Origin of the sequence: Sporosarcina sp. 179-K 3D1 HS, from assembly GCF_047228905.1 — a bacterium.
In the GTDB taxonomy this organism is placed as follows: domain Bacteria; phylum Bacillota; class Bacilli; order Bacillales_A; family Planococcaceae; genus Sporosarcina.
Genome location: NZ_JBFEGI010000001.1, coordinates 428,511 through 442,028 on the forward strand (window position 1 = coordinate 428,511; position 13,518 = coordinate 442,028).

At 49.3% G+C, this 13,518-nt stretch carries 9 protein-coding genes; 1 reads left to right on the forward strand and 8 read right to left on the reverse strand.

Annotated features, from left to right (window positions below):
• Positions 1-47 precede the first annotated feature (47 nt).
• Positions 48-1,247 (forward strand): MFS transporter, encoded by a 1,200-nt coding sequence (locus tag AB1K83_RS02140; RefSeq protein WP_413056498.1) that lies wholly within the window; start codon positions 48-50, stop codon positions 1,245-1,247.
• Positions 1,248-1,613: 366 nt separating this feature from the next.
• Here the strand turns inward: AB1K83_RS02140 and AB1K83_RS02145 are convergent, their stop codons facing one another.
• Genes AB1K83_RS02145 through AB1K83_RS02180 form a run of 8 tightly spaced genes read right to left on the reverse strand, consistent with a single transcriptional unit; the run spans position 1,614 to position 13,517 of the window.
• Positions 1,614-4,208 carry a VWA domain-containing protein gene (locus AB1K83_RS02145; protein ID WP_413056499.1) on the reverse strand — a complete coding sequence of 865 codons (2,595 nt, stop codon included), beginning with the start codon at positions 4,206-4,208 and terminating at the stop codon, positions 1,614-1,616.
• Positions 4,192-5,949 (reverse strand): vWA domain-containing protein, encoded by a 1,758-nt coding sequence (locus tag AB1K83_RS02150; RefSeq protein ID WP_413056500.1) that lies wholly within the window; start codon positions 5,947-5,949, stop codon positions 4,192-4,194. The genes AB1K83_RS02145 and AB1K83_RS02150 overlap by 17 nt, the downstream gene beginning before the upstream one ends.
• 15 nt (positions 5,950-5,964) lie before the next feature.
• On the reverse strand, positions 5,965-6,837 hold the full coding sequence (locus tag AB1K83_RS02155; protein ID WP_413056501.1) for a DUF58 domain-containing protein: 873 nt from the start codon (positions 6,835-6,837) through the stop codon (positions 5,965-5,967).
• A complete protein-coding gene (locus AB1K83_RS02160; protein WP_413056502.1) occupies positions 6,837-7,829 on the reverse strand; it encodes an AAA family ATPase in 993 nt (330 codons plus the stop codon). Before AB1K83_RS02160 ends, AB1K83_RS02155 begins: the two co-directional genes overlap by 1 nt.
• A 23-nt stretch (positions 7,830-7,852) precedes the next feature.
• Positions 7,853-9,316, reverse strand: a complete 1,464-nt coding sequence (locus AB1K83_RS02165) for a hypothetical protein (RefSeq protein ID WP_413056503.1) — start codon at positions 9,314-9,316, stop codon at positions 7,853-7,855.
• Positions 9,317-9,331: 15 nt separating this feature from the next.
• Positions 9,332-10,183, reverse strand: a complete 852-nt coding sequence (locus tag AB1K83_RS02170) for an ABC transporter permease (RefSeq protein WP_413056504.1) — start codon at positions 10,181-10,183, stop codon at positions 9,332-9,334.
• Positions 10,184-10,185: 2 nt separating this feature from the next.
• Entirely contained in the window at positions 10,186-11,115 is a 930-nt protein-coding gene (locus AB1K83_RS02175) for an ATP-binding cassette domain-containing protein (protein ID WP_413056505.1), read from the reverse strand.
• Positions 11,112-13,517 (reverse strand): hypothetical protein, encoded by a 2,406-nt coding sequence (locus AB1K83_RS02180; protein ID WP_413056506.1) that lies wholly within the window; start codon positions 13,515-13,517, stop codon positions 11,112-11,114. Before AB1K83_RS02180 ends, AB1K83_RS02175 begins: the two co-directional genes overlap by 4 nt.
• Position 13,518: the final 1 nt, after the last annotated feature.

Below are 13,518 nucleotides of genomic sequence, written 5' to 3' on the forward strand. Positions count from 1 at the left end.
TAGTATATTTGAATGATAGATAACTGAATGAGAAAGTTGGGGTATTCATGGCAGCACGTTCCAATCAATTCGCTTTATATGTTCTCATGTTCAATATGTTCATTGCCATGTCAGGCATCGGCCTCATCATTCCCATCATGCCCCAATACTTGGGGACATTTGGCGTCGCAGGGGGAGCTCTCGGCTTTCTGATTGCCCTCTTTTCTCTAGCACAATTTGTATTTTCTCCGTATGCAGGAGAATTATCGGATCGTCATGGTAGAAAGACGATTATTTTGATTGGCTTGGTGATCTTCGGACTGTCCCAACTTACTTTCGGGCTGTCCACACAATTATGGATGTTATATGTTTCCCGCTTCTTCACCGGTTTAGGGGCCGCTTTCCTCATCCCACCGACAATGGCATTCGTTGCAGATATTACTTCATTGGAGAATAGAGGAAAAGGGATGGGTCTTCTCGGCGCCTCGATGTCGTTAGGATTCATGGTCGGGCCGGGAATTGGTGGATTCCTTTCAAAGGTCAGCCTCGTCTTCCCGTTCTATTTTGCAACCGCTTCGGCTTTAATTGTAGCTCTGCTCTCATTGTTCATCCTGCCTAATCCGAAGCCTGCCATTACAGGGGAAAACGCATTGAAGAAAAAGGAGAATATATTCCAACAACTGAAACGGTCGACGACGACTCCTTACTTTGTCATCCTGATTGTCATGTTCGTCTTTTCGTTTGGTCTCGCCAATTTCCAAGCGACCATTTCACTATTTGTAGATCATAAATTTGGCTATACTCCCGTTCAGATTGCTATCTTAATTACAGTTGGCGGATTTGTCGGCGTCATTGTCCAGACATTCGTCATCAACAGGCTGTTTAAACGGTTCGGGGAAATGCCCGTCATCCTGGTCAACTTGGTCATCGCGGCATTTTCTCTAGTAGGTATCATATTCGTCAATCTATTCTGGACCGTTTTACTCGTCTCGACCATTTTCTCGACAGCGACCTCACTACTCCGTCCTGCGGTCAACACGCTCATTTCCAAACTGGCCGGGGAGGAACAAGGATATGCGGCCGGAATGATGAACGCTTATATGAGCCTCGGAAATATGATCGGGCCCGCCCTTGCCGGAATCATCTTCGACGTGAATATCAGCTATCCCTACATACTCGGGATGGTCATTCTGCTCTTCTGCTTCGCGCTTGCTTCGTTGTGGGCCAAACGGAATGGCGGACTGCTCGCCGAAGTCAGAACCAGATAAAATGAACCTGCCCTTGCGCAATTTAATGCAAGGGCAGGTTTTTGTATTAGGTGAGGGGGTTATGAGCGTTCATAAAGAATTGTGAGCGTACCTCACGACTTATAAGCGATAGACGGGAAATATGAGCGGAACGCGCGACCTATAAGCGCTTGGAAGGAATTATGAGCGGCCAGCACGATTTATGAGCGCTTGATCGAATAATTGAGCGCACAGCGAAAATCTGGCGCTCTCCAGCAAAGCAGTAATTTGAAAACCGGCATCAGAAATGAGGCCACCTTTCCGATGCCGGCTTTATTTAGGTTGTTCTAGAAAAGCGCCAGAAACGGTGAGGCGCCTGCCAGTACAGTCCTTATTTTTGACCTTTATTCAACGCTTCTTCTTAGCCTTCAACAATTCGGCAATGCTATCTTGTTCCGTCGGCAACTCTTCCACGATCGGTTTCAACACGCGTTTTGACGAGAACCCTTTCAACAATCCGAACCGCCGCACGGTGATGTCGATGAAAAACAACAACAAGGCGGAAAGGATCAGCCATTCCATTATTGGGGTCCGTTCCCCGCTTTTATATGGATGATTCCGGAATGCCCTAGCCGGGTCTTCCAGCAGTTCTCCATCCGTCCGATCGGCAATCTTCTCCAACAACCTTTCATTCGGCTTCGAAAATGTATATTCCTCGGAATACGGGACGGATACGCCCGCTTCGAATAAACCGCCTTGATCATCTGAGACGCCAAAGAAGACAAGTCCCGGATCGGCGTCCACTGTCACTCTCATTTTCCCAGGTGCTAACGGCTCAGCAGTGAATGGAATTTCACGACCACTTTCATCGACAACAGCGATATCCAAGAAGGCCGCCTTGCGGGAACTATCCGTCACCGTATACGTCCCGCCCCCTTCATGTGCAATGATATAGGGGACTTCTCTGTAAGACGGCAACAGCCGAGCCACAGCCGTATTCCAAAACTCCGGATAGTTCGCCCATCTCGCCATATCTCCCGACCATTTCCCAGTGGCATCCGAGGTGAAGGCAATCGTCCGGCCCAAACCGTACATCCACTCCGCGAGGATCGGATCTTGTTTATGGCTCTCCCCCACAATCGTAGCCGTTTGTTTCGGGGTCGTTGCAATATACGCATTCATTTGCGGTATGCCTTCTGCAAAAAGCGAGGACCATAGAGGGATGCCAGCTACGGTCATGTAGAACGGTTCATCTTCGATATAGGTCCGGGTCATCATGGAAGTTTCCCTTGTCAAAATGGCCGGGACCGTCGATTCGTCAATGACATCGTAGAAGCGTCCGCCGCCACCTTCCGCGAGCTCTTCCAGCAAGGTCTGATCCGCATCCGCCCCGATGGCGACCGTCGACAGGGTGATCTGCTGATTTCTGCCTTCCTCAATGACTTCCTCGTAATCCGGTGGCATCGGGGACTGGCCATCAGTGAGCAATATAATATGCTTTCGTTGCAGGGTGCTTCCCGCCAGGTCTTCATATGCTTTCAGCAATCCCGGGAAAATATTCGTCCCTCCATTGGCAGGAACCGATAAGATTTTTTCGATTGCCTCGTCTTTATTTCCAACTGGACCAATAGGGATGACTTCCCATACTTGATCATCAAAGGCGATGAAGCCGAACGTGTCGTCATCACGCAGCAGTTCAACGGAACGAGCAGCTGCTTCCCTAGCCAAAATGATTTTCCCACCCGACATGCTTCCGGAACGGTCCATCACGATGACGAGACCAAGGGATGGGATCTGTTCCTTTCCTTTCAATTCCATTTCGACGGGCAATAGCCGTTCAATCGGCGATTTAAAGTAACCGCCCAAACCGAAGCTCTCATCCCCGCCGACCATCATGAAGCCGATACCAAAATTTTTGACGGCCTGTTCAATGACGTTCATCTTGTTTTCGCCGACCTGGTGTCCCGGGACGTTATCGAAAATGATTGCCCCATATCCAATGTAGCCCGATAACGATTCTGGCAGTTCTGCAGCATCGATCACATTCACATCAATTGAGCGGGAATCGAGAAGTTTGGGGATGGCAGATGGGTTGCGCCCCGTTTGGACAATAAGCACTCTTGGCGATCGTTCCAGCATTGTGATGGCGAGCATCCGATTGTTCTCCAAAATGGCATCTTCCGGCACGACCAATTTTGCTTCGTATTTCAACAGACCGTCTCCTGTGGCTGCATGGCGGAATGAAAAGCGGTTGTTCCCCGGCTCCAACTTCACCGGTTCCCGGATAATTTCCGCATCGTTTTGTGTAATGATCAATTCCCCCATTGTCCGGGTGGACGATTCCACTTCGACATGCAGTAATTGCTGTTCCCCTTCATAAGCCGTTGCAGGCGTATCAAAAACAGCAATCGAGGCGTCCGCCGTTTCTTCCCGTTCAAGAAGAACTGTATCAATTTGCACCCGTCCTCCTGTATACTTCGGCAAAAGCTGTTCGACCGAACCAGCCGTTTCCAATCCATCCGTCAATAAAACGATCCGGGTTGCGACTTTATCCTTGGCGATGGCTGCCGCAAGGTCAATCGCTTTCGCAATGTCGGTTGAATCCCCATCCGGTAATTCCTGCATTTCTGGAAGGGCAATATCAGAATTCGTCAGTTTCACATCCGTTCGGAACGAGCCGGCAAATGAATACAAACCAATGAATTGGTTAGCTTTCCGCTCCTTTAGACTTTCTGCAATCCAGTCATCCGCTTTTTCTGCTGCTCCTCCAACCGAAACGGAGCGGTCTACGACGAATAAAATCTGCTCCTCATTGGCACGAGATGTTATATACGGTGATGTGAGCGCAAAGATCAGAGCTATGACGGCAAGGGAACGGAGCACGAAAAGGATCGTTCCCTTGCCCATCATGCGCTGTCCCGACACCCTCCAAGTGAACACCATATACATCGCTGCCGGAATAAGCAGTAGCAGCCAATACGGCTCTTCAATTCGGATATCCACGGCGTCTCTGCACCTCCCATTCCGCAAGCAACAGGACGAGAATGGGCAAGATCAAGAACCAGCCGATTCCACTGTGCCCCTCTTCTTCTGTTTCATTCTCCGCCTTCCTGCCTACACGAAAGGACGACCCGGAGCGAACCTCTTTTTCAGATTGCTCCAATTGGACCGAGAACAACCTCTCGCTTCTGCCATCAATCGCCTTGTAAAGATCGGGCACGGAAGGCGCGACAAACTGGGCTCCCTCCGCCACACTCGTTATATATTCATCCTGCAAAGTGAATAGCTCCATCTCATCTCCACCGGACAGCACCGCTTTCCGTTCTTTCGGGGTAAAGACCCCTAGCGAATCGACATCGGCGCCAAGCATTTCGGTCGTACTCCAGATAAATAAAGGAAACGATGGATGCAAGGGCCAATCCGTCATTTCGATGTCAGACAAGATGACAATATCCCCTCGTTTGGACTGCTGGATGAACGGCTTGTCCCCTACGGTTGCAAGGGTAGTAAAATTTCGGAAAGGTGGATACAATTCCGCAACATAGACTTCGCTGAGTTCAGATAGTGCAAAAAGAGGATGATCTTCCGTCTTGATGGTTCCCGATGCCGGTACCGGCGATGCGTCATTGCGCCCAATGAGCAGGAATGGCTTTGAACCCTTTTTGAGGAATGAAGCATCGTTCGTCACCACAATGGCACTATCCTGTGCGGCTGCCATTTCCTGTGCTCCCCCCGATGTGACTGCCAAATTCACCGCCTCAAATGCCTTCTTCACCAACTCATGCAATTGGACATCGACTACGGCTTCTGAAAGTTCATTCCCTAGAAGAATGGTTGCGGCATTATCCGCCGCGTATTCATCATCCATGTCCAATTCAGCTAGCAATGCCTGGCGTGGAGGTAATTCTTTAAAGGACACAAGCTGTTCCTTATTACCTTCGATTGAAATTTTCTGCTCCGCCAACACGTCATCTGTCAGTGGATCCTTGATTTTCACCATTCCTTCAACAATGACCCCGGATTGGTTGCCGATTTTCACGATAGCTTCATTGCCATCCGATGTGCGGACCGCTCCGAAATTAAGGATGGAAAGATTCTTGATCGGCTCGTTCGAACTGTGGATATTCCAGGAAATCGCTTCATCCGCCTCTGTGAATTGATTGCGATCCAATGCATCCGTGAAGATATGGACGTCAGCTGGTTCCGACAGGAGAAACGACTTCACAAACTCAATGGCGTGGTCCATATGCTCATGTTCATAAGCCACTTCCAGTTTATCGATTGCAGACCGGACAAGTTCTCCATCCGTTTCCTCCCTTAACAGAAGGGACGGTTCCTTGCCGGTCGTGATGATCGAGATGGGCTGGCCTGTCCGCTCTACGGCAAGCTCCTCCATAAGCGTTTTATGGCGATTCCAGAGCGATTGTCCATCCGGTTCGGCAAGCATTGTTGCGGAGGTGTCTACGACAAAGACCGTATGGCCATCGAGTGATCCTTCTTTTTTTACAAAAGGATCCAGAAGGACCACTACCAATAAAACTAGGGCAGCCATCTGTAAATAGAAAAGGGCGTTCCGCTGCAAATTCTTCAGGTAAGGCGAGACCTTCATTTCCCGCATCGATTCTTCCCAGAACAATGTCGACGAAATGGTTTTCGTTTCGTATCGCTTTCGGAAAAAGTAATAGAGAAGGACGGCAAGAGGAAAGATTGCCGCCCAACTATTGATTAACTTATCAAACCCCATCTGGCCGCCCCCTTTCTACCGTACCCAGCCGGCATGCCTCATTTTCTTCGTGACGGTTTCCATGACGCCATCCGTAACATTCGCTCGCAATAGTCGGATCCCGAATTTTCCGGCAAGCGACGCCAGCTTCGCCTCATGGGATGTCTTTTCATTCAAATAGCCGTCCACTGCCCGCTTCGTCATCGTCACTTCTACGCCACCCCCGCTCTCCACATCAACCAAGCGGACATCCCCTTCGTAATTTGGGCTTTGCTCTACAGCGGACTGGATCGTGATCAGGCGGACATCGCCGCAAATACCGGGCAGTCGCCGGAAAAGATGCTCCCACTTGTCCGTCTGTTCCAACCCATCCGTAATGATGAATAAAACCGTCACCGCTTTCGGAATGGAAGCGAGAGCCTTATCTGTGAAATCACCTGTTGAAACTGTCGCTTCCATCGACGAGATGAATTTTGTCATGGCAGCTCGATGGACAGACCCTTTTCTACGGAAGAAGATTCTCTTGTCTTCCGAATAAGTCGAAAATGAAACGGTGTCCCCGCTCTTCAACGCAATATGACTGAGCGCAATTGCCAATTGCCGGGCAAGGCCCCATTTCCCGTCCACTCCCATCGACTTCGTCGGGTCGAGCAGAATATGTACCCGCATCTCCTGTTCGTCCAGGAACTGCTTGATGAACGGCTTCTCCATTCGCGCGTAGACATTCCAATCAATATGGCGCAGATCATCTCCGGGGTGGTATTCCCGAAAATCGGAGAAATCAAGGGAAGATCCCGTCTTCCGGGAACGATGAGTGCCTTTGTGATGCCCGAGCCGTCTAGAGCGCGAAACGATGGCCAACGAACTAAGCCGCTTGGCAAGTTGATCAGGAAACAGATCTTGCGCCATTACACGGCACTTCCTTGCTTTACTTCATCTAAGAGCTGATCAATGAGTAGATCGACGTCGATTCCTTCTGCTTCCCCTTCATAATTGATGAGAATGCGGTGGCGAAGCGCAGGTTTGGCGACCGTTTTAATATCGGCAATGGAAACGTGGTAGCGGCCAGCCATGAGAGCACGCGCTTTTGACAACCGAATAATCGATTGCAAACCCCGCGGACCGCTTCCGTACTGGACATACCGCGTCCATTCGTCCGCTATGCCGCTGTCGCCTTGAGTAGCTGTCACCAAATCGACGGCATAGTCGATCATCTCATCGGCAATGACAACCTCTTTCACCATCGCTTGCGCTTGGACAATAGTTCCAGTGTCCATCACTTTCGAAATAGCCACTTTGTTGGAGCCGGTCGTGCGTTTCATGATCTCCTTCAATTCCACCTTGGAAGGATAGGGGAGAAGAACCTTACAGATGAATCGGTCCATCTGCGCTTCCGGCAATGGGTACGTCCCTTCCATTTCAATCGGATTTTGTGTCGCTAGCACGAAGAAGGGCTTCGCCATCTTGCGTGTGACTCCGAGAACGGTGACCGTTTTTTCACCCATCGCCTCCAGCAAGGCACTTTGCGTTTTTGGCGTGGCCCGGTTAATTTCATCGGCGAGGACCATTTGACTGAAAATCGGACCTTCCTTGAAAACGAACCGCTGTCCGCCTTGTTCATCCCGTTCCAGAATACTTGTCCCGGTAATATCGGCCGGCATCAAATCCGGCGTGAATTGGATTCGGGAAAAGGAAAGGTCCAGCACTTCGGATATTGTCCGGATCAACATCGTCTTACCGAGCCCCGGCAAGCCTTCCAACAGCGCATGTCCGTCAGATAGGATGGCATAGAGGGAAAACTCGACCGCTTCCTCTTGCCCGACGATGAACTTCCCGATTTCTTCTTTCACTCTTCCTAAATTACCACTCATTTCTTCAAACTGTTCCGGTGTAAACGGCATATGAACCACACCTTTCGCTATTTCTATTCAATGGAGGAAAAATAATCGGATAACATATGTTGCAGATCGGAGGGGAGCTGCAATTTATCCGCGCTTTGCAAATAGGATTCCTTATACTCTCCGACTACTTCCTGATAAGGTCGAATTGATCCTTTCTCTACCGGGCCTTCCGTAGTCCGTTCTTCAATGAAATCACCTTTTCCGTGTTCGCCTTTGACAATTGAGGGCTCAGTTTTCTCCCCGACCCGTCCGAATGGAATCGATAGCAGCGTCCGTCCGCCAGAACCTACTCCTGCCCCCGGACCTTGCCCGCTTCCCATGCCCGAACCACCGGAACCTGTTCCTTGCCCAGCTCCCTGGCCTTGCCCTTGATTAGAACCGGAACCTTGTCCCTGGCCCGAACCTTGACCTTGGCTATTGCCTTGCCCCTGACCGGAACCTTGGTTGGTGCCCTGCCCAGAACCCGCATTCTGCCCGGATTGACCTGTGCCCTCGCCTTGGTCAGTTCCGTTACCCTCACTGGAACTCTCCTCGCCAGATTGTCCTTCAGTAGATCCCGATTCACCTGTTGGACTTTGGTCTCCCGCACTTCCCGTTGAAGAATTGCCAGAAGTTGATTTTCCACTGGCCAGCGAAGGCAGACTCGGTGCTTTTCCGATTTTATTCAACGCGGACTGAGCCCTCCCAACATTCCTGGCGAGTTCATCGGCTAATTTGGAGAGGGATTCCAGTTGTTTCAACTCTTTCTCAGACAGCGAATCGTCGGAGTTACCCGTAGATTCAGCCGCCGTCTTTTTCTCCGCCAATCCTTGTTCCTTCAACTTCAATTCTTTCTGCTTTTTCACCACTTCCCGGAGCGCTTCTTCGGACGTTTTCAACTCCTGCAGCTTGTCTACAAGGGAGTCCAACTCCTTTTTCGCTTCGGGGACCGGTTCCTTTGTTGCCAGCTCTTTCACTTCTCTTTTTAGCTCTTCAATGATTTCCTTTTCTTTGACGCCGGATTGCGCTTCGCGTTGTGCCTCTGATGGAAATAAAATCAGGGCGATCAGGAGAATGGATGCAATCCCGAAACTGGAGAGCATTCTTACATTCCAGTACTGCTTCTTCCTCTTTTTGAACAGCTCGAAAGCGCTCGCCACTTTTGTTTCGGCGGAACGGACGAGTGCAGATGCCAAATGAGTATCCGCTTCGTTCACCGTAAGAGCAGTCAGCAACAGATTATCCGGCAAATGGGCGTCCAACTCCCGGATGGCGTCCATTCTTTTGACGCGCTTATAAAACATCAGAAGGAATGAGCCGATTAGCACAGACCCGGCGGCAATGGCTGCAATCCGCACATAATGAGGCAGAACGAACAAGCGGCTCACTGCCATGATGAGCAAGGCCGTCGCGGAGGCTGCGAATAAGCCGGCCTGCAACTGATGGACGGATTTCTCGAGCCGCAAACGCCGCAATGCCGAATTTACATATTGGATCAATGTCTCCATCCGTCCAACACCCCCTTACTTGGAACGTTTCATATTGACACGTAAATTTGTGATTGCAATGATCAAAGAAAGGACAGTCAGTGTAACGTAGAAAGCCAAATAACCGACCCATACCGGAAGCTTCACTTGCGTCATTTCTGAAAGGCTCTCCGAAATTCCCGGTGATAAGAGGGAAGCGACAAGAACTCCCGGGTTAATGGAAGCTAGCATATGACCGACATAGGATGGTGGTGGCAGCCCTGTTCCCGTGTAATTCATGCGGGTCACCTGCATAACGAGCAGAAACAGGAATCCCGTGACAATCGCCAAGAACAGCATGACGCCATACGTTGCAATCATCGACACGATCGTCCGTCTGATTAAAGTCGAAAACATGACACCCACACTACCGATCGCGAGCAAAGTGACGAACAGAAACAGGAAGACCAAGGCGAAACGTCCGGGCGAGATGCCGCCGAACAAGAATACCAAACTGTAAATCGGCAATCCTGCTACAATCAGCAAAAGAAGGAATGCGATAGACGACAGCAGTTTTCCAGAAATGATCTGGAATGAACTTTGGGAAGTTGTCAATAAAATTGGCAGCGTCTGTTTTTCTCTTTCCGAGCTGACCGTTCCCGCAGTCAATCCCGGGGTGATGAACAGAACAAGTGCCAATTGAATGAAGGACAACAACGCAAATAATATGAAACTTTCATCCGGCCGGAAATACGATGTTTTCGACACGCTCATCGTCGTGAAAATAAAGCCGAAGACAAAAATGCACATCGCGATCAAATAAAACAGGACACCAGTAAAGCTTTTGGGTGATCTGAACCGGAGCTTCAACTCTTTGAAGAGAACCGGGTTTGAAAAACTCGCTTTCATGTTCAGTCAGCCCCTTTCGTAATTTCCATAAACACGTCTTCCAAATTGGTTACATGCTCCGTAAATGAAAGAATAGGAATTTGCCGGCCAACCGCCCGAGTCAGCAAGGCGACCTGCTCTTCCTCATTTCCTTTAAATGCAAATACGATATGATCCTTGTCGTTTTCCCATTCGATATTGGAGACGAAAGGCTCTTCTTCCAAAAAGGAAACCAAGCGCTCACGCGGGCCAAGGTAACGGACCGTGATCACCTTTTCCCCTTGCAGTTTCGCCTGGATTTCAGCGACGGAGCCATGTGCAATCAGGCGTCCATTATCAATCACGCCAATTTCATCGCACATTTCAGCCAACTCAGGCAAGATATGGGACGATATCAAAATCGTCTTCCCCATCCTTTTCAACGTCTTCAAAATATCGCGCATCTCGACACGGGCACGCGGATCAAGACCTGATGCCGGCTCATCCAAGATGAGTACTTTCGGATCGTGTATTAAACTGCGGGCTAGACAAAGCCGCTGCTTCATCCCACGGGACAATTCATCTACATACGAATGGCGTTTATGGGACAGGTCCACTAATTCCAGAAGCTGCGGGATCAGCTTTTCCCTTTCAGGCATTGGAATACCATAGCTCGCACCGTAAAAATCGAGGTACTCCTCCGCCTTCAATTGATCATAGACGCCAAAGAAGTCAGGCATATAGCCAATCATCTTCCGAACCTCAGCCGGATTCTCCCGGACACTCACCCCATTGATGAGAGCATCTCCGGACGTCGCTTGCAGGAGAGTCGCGAGAATAAGGAATGTCGTTGATTTCCCTGCGCCATTCGCTCCGACAAAACCGAAAACCGTTCCTTCCTTGAGCGATAATTCCAGATTGTCGAGCGCTTTGAACTGCCCGTATTTTTTCGTTAAACCATGGATTTCGATCATTTCGCCACCTCGCCATTCAACGTTAGCACTGGAGCTTTTCCTTCGTTTCCATGCCGGCTGTCTTTAAAGGTCATCCGGACAGTGATTTTCCCATCAGGTGATATATAATCTTGGACATTTTGATGTACCGTTATGGAAGATACGAAACCGGCATCCTCAAATTCGCCCGTTTTGGTATTGAGTAAGTTAGCATCGTATAGAGATTTCTGGATTTTGGATAGTGTCAACCCAGTCCATTCGATTTCATCTGTCCGCAATTGTTCCGGCAGTTGCCATGTTTGAATATAAATGGCCTCATCGAAATAATATTGATCGGGCACATATCCGACTGGATGGGCTTCAAATTGATGTTCTTGCGAGCGAAGCATCATGGACATCATGTCAGAATCGACCTCGAACGAATCGCCAAAAATGGTCTGGACCGTGATCGGCTGCATGAGCATCGTCATCGAAGATACCGACGGAGTCCTCTGTTCCAATTGTACCGGTATGATTTGCGTATCGGCGTAACCGATAAGGAACGGTTTTTCCTCCGGTTTCATATATTCCCCCGCGAAATGAGTCAGGCCGTCTTTCCGCATTTGATGCAAATCGTCCCTATTTTGCTGACCCGGTCCCATATACGGATTATACAAAGAGCGCTTCGGCACCAAAGTCGAGCTTTTTAAAGTTTCATTCACTTGAAGAGTCTCCCCAGGCCCTAGTTCCCCAAGCGGGATGAGCTTGTTCCCTGACCAAATGGAGATATCCGTCAAAGGAAAAGGGAATCCGTTCGTCACCGTTCCAGTCATGTTTTTATCTTCAACAGTTAATTGGGCTTCGAATTCACCTTGTGTTTCAACATCCGCCGTCCCGTACAGCGTGGCAACGTTCCAGTAGCCGACATTGCGCAGATAAAGGGTGGAGCCCGAAGAATCCTTTTCAAGAATGGCATGTTTATGGACAGAAGGAAGATTGGAAGTGAACCTGTCTCTCGGCAATTCTGCATACATGTTCGTTCCGGATGGTGAGGTAAATGTAAAATCTCCCGACTTGTTGGATAGAATCGACTCCGCATAATAGCCGGTCAATTCTCCATCGGGTTCAACATGTAATACGGCACTATGTTGGATTTGCGCACTTCCGATCCGATCTTTTGCTCCAAATGTGAAGATACCAACGGAAGTCAGCAAGGCAATCCCCGGAATAATCCACCACGCATGCTCCCGCTTATCCTTCTTTTTCAAAACGAAATAAAGGACAGGAATAATTAAAATGATATATATCACAATAATGCCGAATAACAAAGGCGCGGAAACTTTAAATGATGGAAACAGGCCATTGGCGCTTCCAATGGTATGAACAATGGCATCGGAAGGATTTTCGAAATTCCAATTCCTCATGGATTGGTTTTTCTCTCCTGCCGCAAATAATTGATTCCAAACAGCTGTCATTCCAGCCATATCTGCCAATGGAGCGTCACCGACTGAAAATGCAGTTTGTATGACATGCCCCTGTCCTATTTTCGAGTAGGCGACCAGAACTTTTCCATCCTCTTCCAAAATAGGCATAGCCCCAGGATTCAAAATCGTTTCGAACGTTGAAACCGTTCCGTTCAATTCATTCGTGTCCGCCCAGGAACTGATCGGTGCAACATCCGTTTCCGATTTCCCCTTCAATCTCATCGGAAGAGTATCGTTGAAAATGCCTGCCTCCGCTGCCAGGTTATCCGACCCGCCGATAATCAAAGTGCCCCCCGAACGGATCCATTGCACAACGGCCTCCTGCTTCTTGTTGGACAGATCGGATAGCGGGTATTCATCAACGACTATAAAGTCGACGCTCCCCCATGCCGCAGCATCTTCAGGAAACTTCTCAGCCCCTAATTTTGAAATTGTAAACTGTCCGCCCGTCCAATTGGCTAATTGAGCTTTCTTCATCGCTGCCAAACGGTCGATATTATCCGTTAATGGCAAAATGATCCTCGTTTCTTCCCCCACTAAAGAAGTGGTGATGAACTGTGCCCCTTTATGCAGAATTTCTTTTCCCTTCTTCCAGCCCCCTTCATATAAGAAAATGGACTTGGCCCTGCCTTGTCCGGCAAAATTACCCCAGTCATTCACTGCTGGAATAACAATCGTTGTTGAATATGTTTCCCCCGCATCGAGATGGAGCGGAATGGCTACACCGTTACCGGTCTGGTGATTAAACGGGACATCAATGACCAAATCACCTTGAAAAGGGGAGGTTCCGCTATTCTCTACTGTTATGGAAAGCGGCGCTCCTTTTCCATACTTCGCCTTGCCCTCGAAGCCGACAACCGCCTTCACTTCCATCGAGGGAGCAGCCATCGCCATCATAGAAGGCAATGACAGTAATCCTCCTATGAATACCGCCAAGCACACCGCTACTCGTTTCCACATT